Below are 15,365 nucleotides of genomic sequence, written 5' to 3'. Positions count from 1 at the left end.
CCGGGCACCGGATTCGGGATGTGCACGACCCGGGGGACGGCCCAGGACGGACAGTTGGGGGCCTGGGGGACGATGTCCCCCAGGAAACAGATCACCGGTCGAACCCCAGGAGGTTCACTTGCCCGTGAGGTGTTCCGGGCGTACCGGCGTGCGGTTGAGTTCCAGACCAGTCGCGTTGCGGATCGCCGCCAGGACCGCCGGAGTCGAGGACAGCGTCGGCGCCTCGCCGATGCCTCGGAGGCCGTACGGGGCGTGGTCGTCGGCCAGTTCGAGTACGTCGACCGGGATGGTCGGCGTGTCGAGGATCGTGGGGATCAGATAGTCCGTGAAGGACGGGTTCCTGACCTTCGCCGTCTTCGGGTCGACGATGATCTCCTCCATCACCGCTACGCCCAGTCCCTGCGCCGTACCGCCCTGGATCTGGCCGATGACCGACAGCGGGTTGAGCGCCTTGCCGACATCCTGGGCGCAGGCCAGTTCGATGACCTTGACCAGGCCGAGTTCGGTGTCGACCTCGACGACCGCCCGGTGCGCGGCGAAGGAGTACTGGACGTGGCCGTTGCCCTGGCCGGTGCGCAGGTCGAAGGGCTCGGTCCGCCGGTGCCGCCACTCCGCCTCGATCTCGACGACCTCGTCCTCGAGGACGTCCGCCACGGTCGCCAGCACCTCGCCGCCGTCGGTGACGACCTTGCCGTCCTCGAGCAGCAACTCGGCGGTGGCCCAGGCGGGGTGGTAGGTGCCGAACTTGCGGCGGCCGAGTTCCAGCACCCGTTCACGGACCAGCTCGCAGGCGTTCTTCACGGCGCCTCCGGTGACATACGTCTGCCGCGAGGCCGAGGTCGAACCCGCCGAGCCCACCTGGGTGTCCGCCGGACGGATCGTCACCTGGGTGACGCCCAGTTCGGTGCGGGCGATCTGCGCGTGGACGGTGACGCCGCCCTGGCCGACCTCCGCCATCGCGGTGTGCACGGTGGCGACCGGCTCGCCGGCCAGGACCTCCATGCGCACCTTGGCCGTCGAGTAGTCGTCGAAGCCCTCGGAGAAGCCGACGTTCTTGATGCCGACCGCGTAGCCGATGCCGCGTACGACGCCCTCGCCGTGCGTGGTGTTGGACAGACCACCGGGCAGCTGCCGTACGTCGGCGCCCTCGCTGCTCTCCCACTGGCGCTCCGGCGGCAGCGGCATCGCCTTGACGCGGCGCAGGAGTTCGGCGACCGGGGCCGGGGAGTCGACGGGCTGGCCCGTCGGCATGATGGTGCCCTGTTCCATGGCGTTCCGCTGCCGGAACTCGACCGGGTCCATGCCGAGTTCCTTCGCCACCTTGTCCATCTGCGCCTCGTAGGCGAAGCACGCCTGGACCGCGCCGAAGCCGCGCATCGCGCCGCAGGGCGGGTTGTTGGTGTAGAGGGCGATGGCCTCGATGTCGACGTCGTCGACCACGTACGGCCCGATGCCGAGCGAGGAGGCGTTGCCGACGACCGCGGGGGACGCGGAGGCGTACGCCCCGCCGTCCAGGACGATGCGGCACGCGACGTGGGTCAGCTTGCCGTCGCGCGTGGCCCCGTGCTCGTAGTACAGCCGCGCGGGGTGGCGGTGGACGTGTCCGAAGAAGGACTCGAAGCGGTTGTAGACGATCTTGACGGGCTTGCCGGTGCGCAGGGCGAGCAGACAGGCGTGGATCTGCATCGACAGGTCCTCGCGGCCGCCGAACGCGCCGCCGACGCCGGCCAGCGTCATGCGCACCTTGTCCTCGGGCAGGCCGAGCACGGGCGCGATCTGGCGCAGGTCGGAGTGGAGCCACTGGGTGGCGATGTAGAGGTGGACGCCGCCGTCCTCGTCGGGTACCGCGAGACCGGACTCGGGGCCGAGGAAGGCCTGGTCCTGTATGCCGAAGCAGTACTCGCCCTCGACGACGACGTCGGCCCGCTCCCGGGCGGCGGAGACGTCGCCGCGGACGATCGGCTGGCGGTGCACGATGTTGGGGTGCGGGACGTGGCCGATGTGGTGGTCGTCGCGGTTCTCGTGGACGAGGACAGCGTCCGGCGCGGTCGCCGAGGCCTCGTCGGTGATGACCGGCAGCTCGCGGTACTCCACCTTGATCTTGGCGGCGGCGCGACGGGCGGTCTCCGGATGGTCGGCGGCGACGATCGCGACGGGCTCGCCGTGATGGCGTACCTTGCCGTGGGCCAGGACGGGGGTGTCCTGGATCTCGAGGCCGTAGGTCCTCACCTCGGTCGGCAGGTCGTCGTACGTCATCACGGCGTACACGCCGGGCGTGGCGAGGGCCTCGCCCGTGTCGAGGGAGACGATCTCCGCGTGGGCGACCGTGGAGCGGAGGATATGGCCCCACAACATGTCCTCGTGCCACATGTCGGACGAGTACGCGAACTCACCGGTGACCTTGAGGGTGCCGTCCGGGCGGAGCGTGGACTCGCCGATGCCGCCGCGGGTCTGCGAACCCTGGGTGATCTTCGTGGGGGTGCCGCTGGGGGCACCGCCCGCTCGAGCGAAGCCGAGAGTGGGGGACGGCATGGTCAGACCTCCTCTCCCTGCCGGGCGGCCGCCAGGCGGACCGCGTCCATGATCTTCTCGTAGCCGGTGCAGCGGCACAGGTTGCCCGACAGCGCCTCGCGGATGTCCGCGTCGCTCGGGTCGGGGTTGCGCTCCAGCATCTCGTCGGCGGCGACGAGCAGACCGGGGGTGCAGAAGCCGCACTGCACGGCACCGGCGTCGATGAACGCCCGCTGGATCGGCGAGAGTTCGCCGCCCTCACCGGTCTGCGAGTCGGTCCCCCTGGCCGCCCACTGCCTGGCCTCGTCCAGTGCGGTCCCGCCAGAAGTAACGCGGTCGCGCTGCTTCGCGTAGTCCGCGAGGCCCTCGACGGTGACGACGTCACGGTCCTGGACCTGGCCGGCCGCGACCAGGCAGGAACACACGGGTACGCCGTCCAGGCGGACCGTGCAGGAGCCGCACTCCCCCTGCTCGCAGGCGTTCTTGGAGCCGGGCAGGCCCAGGCGCTCGCGCAGCACGTACAGCAGGGACTCGCCCTCCCACACGTCGTCCGCTTCCTGCGGACGTCCGTTGACGGTGAAGTTGACGCGCATCACGCAGCGCCCCCGTTCTGACAGGCGGCGCGTCGTGTGCCGCGGTACGACTCCCAGGTCCAGGTCAGTGTCCGGCGGGCCATGACACCGACCGCGTGGCGGCGGTAGTTCGCGGTGCCCCGGATGTCGTCGATCGGGTTGCAGGCGGCGGCGCACAGGTCCGCGAACTGCTTGGCGACCGACGGAGTGATGATCTTTCCGTTGTCCCAGAAGCCGCCCTCGTCGAGCGCCGCGTTCAGGAAGTCCTCGGCGGTCCTCGCCCGGACCGGGGTCGGGGCGGCGGAGCCGATGCCGGTGCGGACGGTGCGGGTCCCGGGGTGCAGGGCGAGACCGAAGGCGCAGACCGCGATGACCATGGCGTTGCGGGTGCCCACCTTCGAGTACTGCTGCGGTCCGTCCGCCTTCTTGATGCGAATGGCACGGATCAGCTCGTCGGGGGCGAGCGCGTTGCGCTTCACGCCGGTGTAGAAGTCGTCGATGGGGATGAGGCGGGTGCCGCGCACCGACGCGGCCTCGACCTCGGCGCCCGCCGCCAGCAGGGCGGGGTGGGCGTCGCCGGCCGGGGAGGCGGTGCCGAGGTTGCCGCCGACGCCGCCACGGTTGCGGATCTGCGGGGAGGCGACCGTGTGCGAGGCGAGGGCCAGACCGGGCAGCTCGGCCCGGAGGTGCTCCATGATCTTCGTGTACGGCACGGAGGCGCCGAGCCGCACGCTGTCGTCGCCGACCTCCCACTCGTAGAGGTCGCCGATGCGGTTCAGGTCGAGCAGGTACTCGGGCCGGCGGTGGTCGAAGTTGATCTCGACCATCACATCGGTGCCACCCGCAATCGGCACAGCGGTGGGGTGCTCGGCCTTCGCGGCGAGCGCCTCCTCCCAGCTGGCGGGGCGAAGGAAGTCCATGACCGGCTCTCTTCTTCGTCTCGTGGGTCGTTCGGATTGAGCCAATCCGTGTGCGGCGGGCCCGGCTCGTTCATGTGCTGTTGACGCGAAGTGGAGCCAGTACACAGGGCCGTGCTCCGACCGGGTCAGTCACTGAAACCATGAAGGAGTTGGCTGGCCAGCGCGGGCATCTTGTAGATTCGTATGAACGGAGGTCATCAGTAACCTCTTGGCTTTCCTGTGGAAACGCAGGAAACGGCCCGGCCACCGACGAGGGCGGCGCACGCTCCCTCCGGCGGGCCTCCTCCCACGACTCCTTTCAAGATTCATCGTAGTTTTCGAGACAAAGATCGGCGGCGACGAGATGCGGCTGCGCGCTCTGCTGGACACCGACGCGCTGGGCCTGCGGCTGCTCGGCGGCGAGGACGAGCTGGACCGGACGGTGCAGGGTGTCATGACCACCGACCTGCGGGACCCCAGCCGGTACCTCTCGGGCGGTGAGCTGGTGCTGACGGGCCTGGCCTGGCGCCGCGACGCCGCCGACTCCGAGCCGTTCGTACGGCTCCTCGTGCAGGCCGGGGTGGCGGCTCTGGCGGCCGGTGAGGCCGAGCTGCGGGACATCCCGGACGACCTGGTGGTGGCCTGCGCCCGGCACCGGCTGCCGCTGTTCTCCGTCGACGAGTCGGTGGCGTTCGCCACGATCACCGAGCACGTCGTGCGGCAGGTGTCCGGCGAACGCGCCGGGGACCTCGCGGCCGTGGTCGACCGGCACCGCCGGCTGATGACCTCGGGCCCGGCGGGCGGCGGCCCCGACGTGGTGCTGGACCTGCTCGGCTCCGACCTGGACCTGCGGGCCTGGGTGCTCTCCCCCGCCGGACGGCTGATCGCGGGCTCCAAGGTCGCGGGCCCGGCGCTGCCCGCCGAGACCTGCGCCCTGCTGGCGGCCGAGTACCTGGCCGCCGCCCGCTCGGGCCGCCGGGGGCCCCACCGGGTGCTGCTGGACACCACGGCGTACTCGCTCTTCCCGATCCGCTCCAGCGGCCGCTCGGGGCAGGGCACCCGGGACGTGCGCGAGACCGTGCTGTCGGACTGGCTGCTGGCCGTCGAGGCGGACGCCGGGGACTGGCCGGAGGAACGGCTGGATCTGCTCCAGGGCGTCACCCAGCTGATCTCCGTCGAGCGGGACCGGCGGGACGCGGCACGCACGGTGCGGCGGCGGCTCGCGCAGGAGGTCCTGGAGCTGGTGCAGTCGGGCGCGGCACCGGCCGAGATCTCGGCGCGGCTGCGCGTCGCGGCTCCGGTGCTGCTGCCCGGGCTGGGCTCGGCCCCGCACTGGCAGGTCGTCGTGGCCCGGGTCGAGTGGGACGGCACGGAGGTCGAGTGCGGTCCGGTCGCCCAGTCGCTGCTCGAGGAGATCCTGGTGGACCCGCTGGCCACCGGCCCCGAGCCCTCCGACCGGATAGCGGTCGCCCACACGGGCGATGAGGCCGTCGCGCTGGTCCCGCTGCCGGCCGTCTCGGCCGAGCACGACGGCTCGGAGGCCGGGATCCTCGCCGACGTCCTCCTGGACGCCGTACGGGAGCCGCTGTCGGCCGGTCTGAACGACGACGGGCGGGTCACGCTCGGCGTCAGCGCGGCCGTGCACTCGGCGGAGGGGCTGCGCGGGGCACTCGAGGAGGCGCGGCACGCCCGCCGGGTCGCCGCGGCGCGCCCTGGCCGGGTCTGCGCGGCGGGCCATCAGGAGCTGGCGTCGCACGTGCTGCTGCTGCCGTTCGTGCCGGACGACGTGCGGCGCGCCTTCACCGCCCGGCTGCTCGACCCGCTGCGGGACTACGACCGCCGGCACCGGGCCGAGCTGATCCCGACGCTGGAGGCGTTCCTCGACTGCGACGGCTCCTGGACGCGCTGCGCCACCCGGCTCCACCTGCACGTCAACACGCTGCGCTACCGGGTGGGCCGCATCGAGCAGTTGACGGGCCGGGACCTCTCGCGCCTGGAGGACAAGCTCGATTTCTTCCTCGCGCTGCGCATGAGCTGACGTAACACAAGGGTGCGGCGGGTGGGTCCCAAGTGGCGTGCCGTCCCACGACTTTGTGAAATCCTTCACCCACCCCCTTGGCCGGGCCCCCGCATTGGTGCTGGAATGCCGCCACCACTCAACAGCTCAATGGTGTGCTCGGGGAGGGCAACGTGGCGCATTCCGCCATGTCTGGTAACGGAACGACCGCCGGTGACGATCCGCTCCAGACCGCGGTATGGCGATTGCGCTCGCGGGCCTGCTGGGCCGACGCGGCGGCGCTGCTCAGGCCGGAGACCGCACCGGCCGCGCTCCAGCGGGCCGCGCTGCTGGTCGAACGGTGTCTGTACACGGAGCGGGGCTGGGCCGAGGCCGAGGACGCGCTGCGGACGGCGGAGGCGCTGGCGCAGAGCGACGAGGAGCGCGGGGCGGCCGCTTGTGAACGCGGGCAACTTGCGTACTCGGCCACGCTGCACGCGGTGCGGGACCGGGCCGACGAGGCGCGGGCGGCGCTGGGGCGGGCGGCGGCGCTGATCCCTCCGGGGGCGCCGGGCCGGGCCATGCTGGACTTCCGCCGCGGGCTGCTGGCGGAGAACCTCGCCCGCTCGCCGCAGGCGGCCCGCGCCGCGTACCGGCGTGCTCACGCGGCCGCCGACGCGCACTCCGATCCGCTGCTGCTGTCCTTCACCTGGCGGCATCTGGCCGGACTGGCACTGCGGGAAGGCGAGTTGGCGGAGGCCCGGCACGGCTTCGCCGAATCCCTGCGGATCCGCGAGGAGTTGGGCTACCTGGTCGGTACGGCTCCTGCCCTCGCATCCCTCGCCGACACCGAGCCGGAGCCGGAGGCGTCCCGGCTGCGGGAGGAGGCCCGGCGCCTGTTCCGCCTGCTCGGCGGCGTGCCGACCTGGCTGGCGGAGCAGCTGGCTCCACCGGCACCGGGGGCGGCGACCGCCTGAGAGGGAACCAAGAGGTTCCTGTGCCAGGCTGGCGCCCCCGACCTGCGGAGGAACGCCCCCATGAGTCTCGTGAACGGCCTGCCCGCGCACGTCCTGCTCGTCCATTTCGTCGTCGTCCTGGTCCCGCTGGCCGCGCTGGCCCTGGTGGTCGGCGCGGTGTGGCCACAGGCGGCCCGACGGCTGGGCGTCCTGCTGCCGATACTCGCCTTCGTCGCACTCGCCGGCGTACCGCTGGCGACATCGGCGGGCGAGTGGCTGGAGGAACACGTCGACAGCAACGCCCTGGTGCGACGGCACGCCGAACTGGGCGACGGGCTGCTGCCCTGGGCCCTGGGCCTGTTCGTGCTGGCGGCCGCCGTCTGGTGGGCGGCCCGCAAGTCGTCGGCCGAGCGCTGGTCCGCCGTGCCTGTACGGACAGCCGTGGCGGTGCTGTCGGTGGCGGTGGCGGTGGGCGCGGTCGTCGACGTCTACCGCATCGGCGACTCGGGCGCGAAGGCCGCGTGGCACGACGGCTTCTCGCAGGCGGCGACGGGAGCGGGCGGCGACGCCGACTGACCGACGGGCAGACGTACTGCCGGCGCGACACGCACCCGGAGCGGCCCACGTACCTGTCGTGGCTGCGGGCAGTCGTGCCTCCCCCAGTGGCGAGCGAAACGCCCCGGCCGGCGCCGGCTACAGAAACTCCGCCGCCGTCACCGACCCGCCCCGCCCCTGAAGTGTTCGGTCACCAGGGCCGGGACCACGTCCAGGTCCCTCGCGATCAAGGCCTCCAGCAGCGCCGTGTGTTCCGACGCGTCCGCGAGGAGTTCCGCGCGGGCGAGGCGGGGCTGGGCGCCGATCAGGGGCCACTGGGCCCGGCGGCGCAGGTCGTCGGCGATCTGGACGAGTTGTTCGTTGCCGGCGAGGGACAGGACCGCCCGGTGGAAGGCGCGGTCCGACTCGGCGTACGTCGCACGGCAACCCGTGGACGCCGCGCGCACCGTGGCCTCGGCGAGCGGTCGCAGCTCCGCCCAGCGCTCCCCCGGCACCGTGCGGGCCAGCCTCAGCATCACCGGCACCTCGATCAGCGCCCGGACCTCGGCCAGCTCGGACAGTTCGCGCGCGCCGCGCCGGATCACCCGGAACCCGCGGTTGGGCACGACCTCGACGGCGCCCTCCCGCGCGAGGTGCTGCATGGCCTCGCGCACGGGCGTCGCGGACACCCCGAACCGCTCCCCGAGCGCCGGCGCCGAGTACACCTCGCCGGGCTTCAGCTCACCCGTGACCAGGGCGCTGCGCAGGGCGTCCAGGATCTGCCCGCGCACCGAGGCCCGCTGGACCGCGGGCCGGGGCTGCGGCATCGGCTGCTCGCAGTGCGTGTGTTCGCCACGGGCGGCGCCCGGCGCGGGGGCACCGCGCTCCCGGGTCGCGTCCACGGCCGCCGAGTCCACGGCGTCCACGGCCCGCGGCTGCTGCGGCACGCGCACCTCGCCCGCTCCGGGCCGGGGCTCCGGAACGCCCGTCCTGGCGGAGTGCACACCCTGTCTCACGGGGTCCTCCTCCGGGGTGTCGGCAGCTGGGTCGGCAGGACGGCTGGTCAGTCGTCCGTCAAGCACCATAGGCGCCCGGAGCGGCAGTTCAAATTTCCGACGAAATGGGTAAGGTAAGCCTTACTTGCCTTGTCCCGCCCGCGATCGCTGATCGGTGGTTCCGTCATGCCCGCTTTGGCCTCGGCCTTCTCCGCCGCGTACGCCCGGCTCACCGAGGCGTACGCGGGACTGGCTGTGACGGAACTGACTGCCGACGCCCCCGACCCGAACGGCGCGGGCTGGATCGGCGCGGCAGAGCTCGCGGCGGGCGGACCCGGCCTGGACGCGTTCCTGGCCTGGAACGAGGCGCAGGTGCTGCGCGACTACGGACGGCGGGCCCGCCCGGACGTCGTGGCGAGCTTCGGCCTGCACCGGTACGCCTGGCCCGCCTGCCTGCTGATCACCCTCCCCTGGTTCCTGCACCGCCGGGTACCGCGCCTCCCCGTCACACGTGTCTCGTACGACCTCACCGCCGGCCGTATGGCCGTCCGCCCCGTCTCCTTCGCCTGTCTCCCCGGCGACCCGGCGGCGGCGCTGCCCGGCGCCGTCGTCGTACCGGACGAGGAGGCGCTGCGGGCCGAGGTGCGCGCGGCGGTCGCCGAGCACCTTGAGCCGGTCCTCGCCGCGTTCGGACCGCGCATGCGGCGGCGCGGGCGGGCGCTGTGGGGCACCGCGACCGACGAGGTCGTCGAGGGGCTCTGGTACATCGCCTCGCTGCTCGGCGCGGACGAGGAGCGGCGGGCCCTGCGGGAGCTGGAGCTGCTGCTGCCGGGCGCGACCGGGCCGTACGCGGGCCGCGCCGCCTTCCGTGTGGTGACGGGTCCGGGCGGCGAGCCGGCGGCCACCCGGGACCGGGTGAGCTGCTGCATGTTCTACACGGTGCGGCCGCAGGACATATGCCCCACCTGCCCGCGCAACCGAGACACCGGCCGCGCCGACAACACCGCTGCGGCAGCGGCCGCCTGAGGCGCCCTCAGGACGGAGCAGGGTCCGCCCTCCGCTAAGATCGTCGGCGAGTGGCACACCCGTACGGCCACAGACACTTCACGACTTCCTCACTTTTTGCGGGAACTTTCCGCGGAACCACCCGTACGGGTAGTCTTATTCAAACTCAACTCCCGCCCCTCAAGCGGCAGTTCGAGCAGAACGCCGCCCTGAGCATCCCCTCGCGTTCCTTGGCGGCCTCTTGCCCCGAAACCCCGTGAGGACTCGCGGAATTGGGCCACTATGGCGGGCATCACGCCCTATCCCCATGCAAGGGACCCAGATGAGAATGACCGACATATCGCTGAACTGGCTGCTTCCGGGCGCCGTACTGCTCCTGGGCATGCTGGCGGCGGTGGCGGTGCTCGCGCGCGGCAAGCGCACCTCCGGGGAGAACGCGAGCGCGGACGACTCATGGGAGCGCAGCGAGGAGCGCCGCAGGCGCAAGGAGGCCCTCTACGGCACCGCCTCCTACGTGCTGCTGTTCTGCTGTGCGGCGGTGGCCGCCGCCCTCTCCTTCCACGGACTGGTCGGCTTCGGCGAACAGAACCTCGGCCTCAGCGGCGGCTGGGAGTATCTGGTGCCGTTCGGCCTCGACGGTGCGGCGATGTTCTGCTCGGTGCTCGCGGTGCGCGAGGCCAGCCACGGTGACGCGGCGCTCGGCTCCCGGATACTCGTGTGGACGTTCGCGGGCGCCGCGGCCTGGTTCAACTGGGTGCACGCGCCCAGGGGCTTCGGCCACGAGGGCGCGCCCCAGTTCTTCTCCGGCATGTCACTGTCGGCGGCCGTGCTCTTCGACCGCGCGCTGAAGCAGACCCGCCGGGCCGCACTGCGCGAGCAGGGTCTGGTGCCGCGCCCGCTGCCGCAGATCCGTATCGTCCGCTGGCTGCGGGCCCCGCGCGAGACCTACAAGGCCTGGTCGCTGATGCTCCTGGAGGGCGTGCGCAGCCTGGACGAGGCGGTCGAGGAGGTGCGCGAGGACAAGCAGCGCAAGGAGGAGGCCCGGCTGCGGCGGCGCGAGCAGCAGCGGGTGGAGCGGGCGCAGCTCAAGGCGATCAGCCGGGGTCACCGCGGGTTCATCCCCCGGCCCGGCGGACGGCAGGCGGAGCCGCAGGCCCTGGAGGCCGGACCCGCCCAGGTCTCCGCGGAGCCTGCCATAGCGGCGCCGGAGCAACTGCCCGTCCGTACGAGGCCTTCTCTGCAGCCCGTCCGCAAAGCGGCTGACCCGATCACCGTGGACCTGACCGCGGAGGACGACACGATGGCCCTGCCGCGGCTCGACTCCCTGGAGCGCAAGCTCAAGGACCTCGAGCAGCAGTTCGGCTGACATCGGCGAAGCACCACGGGACGGGCGCGTGACCATCTGGGTCACGCGCCCGTCCCGTTTCGTCGGCTGCCGTCCGGTGTACGGCGGCCCGCCGCGCGTCAGACGGCTTCCGGGCCGAGTTCGAACCAGACCGACTTGCCCACGCCGTGCGTCCGGACACCCCAGGCGTCCGCCAGGGACTGCACCAGGACCAGTCCCCGGCCGTGGGTGCCCTCCTCGGCGCCCGGCGCGCACAGCCGCGGCCTGCGGGCCACGAAGTCCCGTACCTCCACACGCAGTCGGCGCGGTCCGACGACCGCGGTCAGGACTGCGTCCCGGTCGGTGTGGACGAGTGCGTTGGTGACCAGCTCGCTGGTGAGCAGTTCGGCTATCTCGGAGCGGCCGGGTTTTCCCCAGTGCCGCAGGAGTTCACGCAGCGCCCTGCGCGCTTCGGGGACCTCTCGCAGGTCCTCCCGGCCCAGTCTGCGCCGCAGTTGCGGCGCGCGGACCCGGTTCGTGATGTCGTCGGTCTCTTCCTCCACCGTCTTCACCGAGGACGCCCCGATCGCCACGGGACCGCCCCTTCGCGCATGCCTCTTCATGACCCCCGCCCGCACGCCGTGTACCGGTACCCCTCCTGATCGAACACGTTCACGGGGATCCATGCCCCGTGAGCACGGGCGCAGTCATGTGGAATCGTGGGCGGCCGACCGTTCGGCCACGGTTGCAGGGCGGCTGACCCGGCGCTCGAGTCCGGCCGTACCGGCGATTCCTTCGGCGGGGCCGCCCTTCGTCGGCAGGCCGCCCCGTCCCGGAGAGACGGGGCGGCCGGTTTCCTGCCCGGGCGGCCCCGCCGACGCCGGGAAACTGGCCGAAATCGAGCGCTTCCCGGCACACGTCACACGGCTCAGGGCCGGGGCACGTTCCGCAGGTTAGAACGGGCCATCTGCACCATGCGGCCCACGCCGCCGTCCAGCACCATCTTCGAGGCGGACAGCGCGAAGCCGGTCACCATCTCGGCACTGATCTTCGGCGGGATGGACAGTGCGTTGGGGTCGGTCACGACGTCGACCAGGGCGGGCCCCTTGTGCTTGAAGGCGTCCTTCAGCGCGCCGGCGAGCTGCTTGGGCTTGTCGACCCGGATCCCGAAGGCACCGCAGGCGCGGGCCACGGCGGCGAAGTCGGGGTTGACGTTCGTGGTGCCGTACGAGGGCAGGCCCGCGACCAGCATCTCCAACTCGACCATGCTCAATGAGGAGTTGTTGAAGAGGACGATCTTCACCGGCAGGTCGTACTGCACCAGGGTCAGGAAGTCGCCCATCAGCATGGAGAATCCGCCGTCGCCGGACATCGACACGACCTGCCGACCACGGTCGGTGAACTGGGCGCCGATCGCCATCGGCAGCGCGTTGGCCATCGAGCCGTGCGAGAACGAACCGATCACGCGACGGCGGCCGTTGGGCGAGATGTAGCGGGCGGCCCAGACGTTGCACATGCCCGTGTCGACCGTGAACACCGCGTCCTCGTCGGCGATCTCGTCGAGTACGGCGGCCACGTACTCGGGGTGGATCGGCACGTGCTTCTCGACCTTGCGGGTATAGGCCTTGACCACGCCCTCCAGCGCGTCCGCGTGCTTCTTCAGCATCTTGTCGAGGAAGCGCCGGTTCTCCTTGGTCCGCACGCGCGGAGTGAGACAGCGCAGGGTCTCGCGGACGTCGCCCCACACGGCCAGGTCGAGCCGGGAGCGCCGGCCGAGCACCTCGGGCCGCACGTCCACCTGCGCGATCTGCACGTCGTCGGGCAGGAAGGCGTTGTACGGGAAGTCGGTGCCGAGCAGGATCAGCAGGTCGCACTCGTGGGTGGCCTCGTAGGCGGCGCCGTAGCCGAGCAGACCGCTCATGCCGACGTCGTACGGGTTGTCGTACTGGATCCATTCCTTGCCGCGCAGCGCGTGCCCGACCGGCGACTTGATCTTCCCGGCGAACTCCATGACCTCGGCGTGCGCGCCCGCCGTGCCGCTGCCGCAGAAGAGGGTCACCTTCTCGGCCCGGTCGATCATCTCGACGAGCCGGTCGATCTCGGCGTCGCCGGGGCGCACGGAGGGCCGTGAGGTGACGATGGCGGTCTCGGCGGCCTTGTCCGGGGCGGGCTCGGAGGCGACGTCACCGGGCAGGGACACCACGCTCACGCCGCTCTGGCCGACCGCGTGCTGGATGGCGGTCTGCAGCAGCCTGGGCATCTGCTTCGGGTTGGAGATCAGCTCGCTGTAGTGGCTGCACTCCTTGAACAGCTGGTCGGGGTGGGTCTCCTGGAAGTAGCCGAGGCCGATCTCGCTGGAAGGGATGTGCGAGGCGAGGGCGAGGACCGGCGCCATCGAGCGGTGGGCGTCGTAGAGGCCGTTGATGAGGTGCAGGTTGCCGGGGCCGCAGGAGCCGGCACAGGCGGCCAGCTTCCCGGTGATCTGGGCCTCGGCGCCGGCCGCGAACGCGGCGGTCTCCTCGTGGCGTACGTGGATCCAGTCGATGGCGGAATTGCGGCGGACGGCGTCGACGACCGGGTTGAGGCTGTCGCCGACGACGCCGTAGAGACGGCGCACACCGGCGCGGGCGAGGATGTCGACGAACTGTTCGGCGACGTTCTGTTTGGCCATGGCTCTCGCATGCCCCTTCGGTCTGCGGCGGATCCGTCCGAGGTTTCGGGGTGGTCGAGTTCCATGAATCCACAGGGGCGGGTGTTACGCCTCCCAAACGGCCGCGACCGTACGGTCGTCCGCGTACCCCTTCACCCTGACCTGTGTGTCCGCCAGGAACGCGGCCAGGCCTGGCGGGGTGCCGCCGGACCAGCGCCGGGCCAGGTAGGCGCAGAGCGCGGGTTCGCCGCGCAGCGGTTCGGCCAGGCCGCCGCTGCACATCAGCAGCGCGTCACCCGGGCGGGCGACGGAGGCACGGAAGCGGAAGGGCTCGCGGCGCGGCTGCGGGGCCGGCTCGTACGGGCTCGGCGGCGTCGGGATGCCCAGGTCCATGGTGAGCCGGTCGCCGTCCCGGGTCTCGGGCGGCAGCGAGCCGAAGCCGACGACGGGCTCGCCGGTGGCGTCGGCGGCGGTGGCGTGCGGTTGGATGTCCTGCCACTCGCCGTCCCGCAGCCGGAACAGTCCGCCCTCTCCAACACCGAAGAACACCCGGGTACGGCACTCCGGGTCGGCCGGGAGCAGCAGACAGCGCAGGGTCGCCGCGTACTCATCCGGGTCGACGCCCTGCTCGCTCGCGCTGGCGCGGAGCTTGCCGAGGCTGCGGTCGGTGAGCCGGTGCAGCCCCGACTTCAGGTCCCCGCGCCGGGCGCCCCTTATGTCCTCGACGAGTCTGAGATGGCTGCGGCCCACGGCCCGCCCGATCCACTGGCACACTTCGGCCGCGGCCCGGTGCGCACCCGGCGTGGCCCGGACGCCGGTGGCAACGGCGACGAGGATCAACGCCTGCTCCCCCGTACCGAACCGGGCGGTGAGCAACGAGTCCCGCCGCGGCTCCCCGCGGAACCGGGCGGAGTCCCCCCGCACCGACACGGCCCGCAACGTGCAGGCCCCGTACCGCGCCCCGTCCAGCACGGTGTCCGCGACGAGATCGTCCAGCTCGTCGGGGTCGGCGAGCGGCAGGGCGGTGGGCTCGGCGTCGTAGGTCGGCGGCCCGGAGCCGACGTGGTCGACGGTGACGGTGGGAGGGGGCGCGGGGGTGATCGGGGTGCGGTCCGCGGGGGGCGGGGGCGACGCGGGGGTGATCCGGTCGCCCTCCGCGGCGGCCGGAGACGGCGGCTCCGCCGTGCCGAGGTCCAGGGCGGTGTCCCGCTCGGACCGGGCGACGGACGGTGCCGGTTCCTGCCGGACAGGAGGCGGCGTGGGCTCCTGCGGGGCGGCAAACGGCGTGGGTCCCTGCCGGGCAGGAGGCGACGCCAGCTCCTGGGATACGGCGTTCCGCGCGGGTGGCGCGCTGTCCCGCTCGGTGGCGGGCGGTCGGAACAGGTCCGGCGGCATCCGTGACGCGGGGACGGACGGGAGGGTCGCCGGGGCCTCCGGCGTCGCCGGTTTCGCCAGTGGTGGTTCCCAGGAGGACCGCTGCTTTGGGAGACCGTCGTCCGGAGCGGGCGCGGCACGCTGCGTCGGCACCGCCGTCCCGGGAGCCGGGTCACCGCGCGGCACCGTCTCCGCGTCGCCCCACTCACCGGCCGGCTCGGCGTCCTCCACCGCTGCCGGTCCCTCGGTCACCGTGTTCGCAGCCGAGGCGAACCTGTCGTCCAGGGAATCCGCCGCGGACGTCGGCCCGGTGTCCTCGGTGGAGTCGTCGTACAGCTCGCCCCACCAGTCGTCCTCGCGACGGGTGGGCCTACCCCCCTGCTGGCTCATGCCCCTAATTGTCCACCGCACGGCCCGTATGAAAACGGGGCATCCCGAAAATGCGGCGCACCCGGCCGTCTCGCTTGGCGTGTCGAGGGACGCGGCGAACTGCCGTACGAGTCAGGTAAGCAGACGAGCGCGCCCCAGAAACAGGTCGCCGGGCGGCTC

General features: G+C 72.3%; 12 protein-coding genes. 5 read left to right on the top strand and 7 right to left on the bottom strand.

Features of this window, described 5'->3' with window-relative positions:
• Positions 1-114 precede the first annotated feature (114 nt).
• Genes IEZ19_RS25570 through IEZ19_RS25560 form a run of 3 tightly spaced genes read right to left on the bottom strand, consistent with a single transcriptional unit; the run spans position 115 to position 4,003 of the window.
• Positions 115-2,532 (bottom strand): xanthine dehydrogenase family protein molybdopterin-binding subunit, encoded by a 2,418-nt coding sequence (locus tag IEZ19_RS25570; RefSeq protein WP_189313626.1) that lies wholly within the window; start codon positions 2,530-2,532, stop codon positions 115-117.
• 2 nt (positions 2,533-2,534) lie between these two features.
• Positions 2,535-3,104: a (2Fe-2S)-binding protein gene (locus tag IEZ19_RS25565; protein ID WP_189313625.1), complete on the bottom strand. Its 570-nt coding sequence runs from the start codon at positions 3,102-3,104 to the stop codon at positions 2,535-2,537.
• Positions 3,104-4,003: an FAD binding domain-containing protein gene (locus IEZ19_RS25560; RefSeq protein ID WP_189313624.1), complete on the bottom strand. Its 900-nt coding sequence runs from the start codon at positions 4,001-4,003 to the stop codon at positions 3,104-3,106. The genes IEZ19_RS25565 and IEZ19_RS25560 overlap by 1 nt, the downstream gene beginning before the upstream one ends.
• 343 nt (positions 4,004-4,346) lie before the next feature.
• On the opposite strand from IEZ19_RS25560, the gene IEZ19_RS25555 reads away from it, so the two are divergent.
• The 3 genes from IEZ19_RS25555 (at position 4,347) to IEZ19_RS25545 (ending at position 7,510) form a co-directional block, all read left to right on the top strand.
• Positions 4,347-6,020, top strand: a complete 1,674-nt coding sequence (locus IEZ19_RS25555) for a PucR family transcriptional regulator (protein WP_189313623.1) — start codon at positions 4,347-4,349, stop codon at positions 6,018-6,020.
• Between the two features lie 167 nt (positions 6,021-6,187).
• Complete coding sequence (locus IEZ19_RS25550) at positions 6,188-6,955, top strand: hypothetical protein (protein ID WP_189313622.1); 768 nt, start codon at positions 6,188-6,190, stop codon at positions 6,953-6,955.
• A gap of 60 nt (positions 6,956-7,015) precedes the next feature.
• Positions 7,016-7,510 carry a DUF2231 domain-containing protein gene (locus IEZ19_RS25545; RefSeq protein ID WP_189313621.1) on the top strand — a complete coding sequence of 165 codons (495 nt, stop codon included), beginning with the start codon at positions 7,016-7,018 and terminating at the stop codon, positions 7,508-7,510.
• Positions 7,511-7,647: 137 nt separating this feature from the next.
• Here the strand turns inward: IEZ19_RS25545 and IEZ19_RS25540 are convergent, their stop codons facing one another.
• Complete coding sequence (locus IEZ19_RS25540) at positions 7,648-8,484, bottom strand: GntR family transcriptional regulator (RefSeq protein WP_189313620.1); 837 nt, start codon at positions 8,482-8,484, stop codon at positions 7,648-7,650.
• A 165-nt stretch (positions 8,485-8,649) separates the two neighbouring features.
• Here IEZ19_RS25540 and IEZ19_RS25535 point away from each other — a divergent pair, with 165 nt between their 5' ends.
• Together IEZ19_RS25535 and IEZ19_RS25530 are read left to right on the top strand one after the other, a co-directional pair.
• Positions 8,650-9,489, top strand: coding sequence for a (2Fe-2S)-binding protein (locus tag IEZ19_RS25535; RefSeq protein ID WP_189313619.1), 840 nt, complete (start codon positions 8,650-8,652; stop codon positions 9,487-9,489).
• A gap of 301 nt (positions 9,490-9,790) precedes the next feature.
• The gene (locus IEZ19_RS25530; RefSeq protein WP_189313618.1) at positions 9,791-10,834 is read left to right on the top strand and encodes a DUF2637 domain-containing protein; all 1,044 of its coding nucleotides are present in this window, start codon (positions 9,791-9,793) and stop codon (positions 10,832-10,834) included.
• A gap of 98 nt (positions 10,835-10,932) precedes the next feature.
• Here IEZ19_RS25530 and IEZ19_RS25525 read toward each other — a convergent pair whose 3' ends face one another.
• From IEZ19_RS25525 to IEZ19_RS25515, 3 genes are all read right to left on the bottom strand, one after another.
• Complete coding sequence (locus IEZ19_RS25525; RefSeq protein ID WP_373297045.1) at positions 10,933-11,385, bottom strand: ATP-binding protein; 453 nt, start codon at positions 11,383-11,385, stop codon at positions 10,933-10,935.
• A gap of 335 nt (positions 11,386-11,720) precedes the next feature.
• Positions 11,721-13,463: a pyruvate dehydrogenase gene (locus IEZ19_RS25520; protein ID WP_189313616.1), complete on the bottom strand. Its 1,743-nt coding sequence runs from the start codon at positions 13,461-13,463 to the stop codon at positions 11,721-11,723.
• An 84-nt stretch (positions 13,464-13,547) separates the two neighbouring features.
• The gene (locus IEZ19_RS25515) at positions 13,548-15,206 is read right to left on the bottom strand and encodes a protein phosphatase 2C domain-containing protein (RefSeq protein ID WP_189313615.1); all 1,659 of its coding nucleotides are present in this window, start codon (positions 15,204-15,206) and stop codon (positions 13,548-13,550) included.
• Positions 15,207-15,365: the final 159 nt, after the last annotated feature.

It is taken from the genome of Streptomyces brasiliensis (assembly GCF_014647875.1).
GTDB classification, from domain to species: domain Bacteria; phylum Actinomycetota; class Actinomycetes; order Streptomycetales; family Streptomycetaceae; genus Streptomyces; species Streptomyces brasiliensis.
Note: the sequence above shows the minus strand (reverse complement) of the source record. Positions and strands in the feature narration are given on the sequence as shown.

Coding starts and splice junctions, on each gene's coding strand:
- IEZ19_RS25565 (WP_189313625.1), bottom strand. CDS start 3,104: ATGCGCGTCAACTTCACCGTCAACGGACGTCCGCAGGAAGCGGACGAC.
- IEZ19_RS25555 (WP_189313623.1), top strand. CDS start 4,347: ATGCGGCTGCGCGCTCTGCTGGACACCGACGCGCTGGGCCTGCGGCTG.
- IEZ19_RS25570 (WP_189313626.1), bottom strand. CDS start 2,532: ATGCCGTCCCCCACTCTCGGCTTCGCTCGAGCGGGCGGTGCCCCCAGC.
- IEZ19_RS25530 (WP_189313618.1), top strand. CDS start 9,791: ATGAGAATGACCGACATATCGCTGAACTGGCTGCTTCCGGGCGCCGTA.
- IEZ19_RS25560 (WP_189313624.1), bottom strand. CDS start 4,003: ATGGACTTCCTTCGCCCCGCCAGCTGGGAGGAGGCGCTCGCCGCGAAG.
- IEZ19_RS25535 (WP_189313619.1), top strand. CDS start 8,650: ATGCCCGCTTTGGCCTCGGCCTTCTCCGCCGCGTACGCCCGGCTCACC.
- IEZ19_RS25550 (WP_189313622.1), top strand. CDS start 6,188: ATGTCTGGTAACGGAACGACCGCCGGTGACGATCCGCTCCAGACCGCG.
- IEZ19_RS25545 (WP_189313621.1), top strand. CDS start 7,016: ATGAGTCTCGTGAACGGCCTGCCCGCGCACGTCCTGCTCGTCCATTTC.
- IEZ19_RS25515 (WP_189313615.1), bottom strand. CDS start 15,206: ATGAGCCAGCAGGGGGGTAGGCCCACCCGTCGCGAGGACGACTGGTGG.
- IEZ19_RS25520 (WP_189313616.1), bottom strand. CDS start 13,463: ATGGCCAAACAGAACGTCGCCGAACAGTTCGTCGACATCCTCGCCCGC.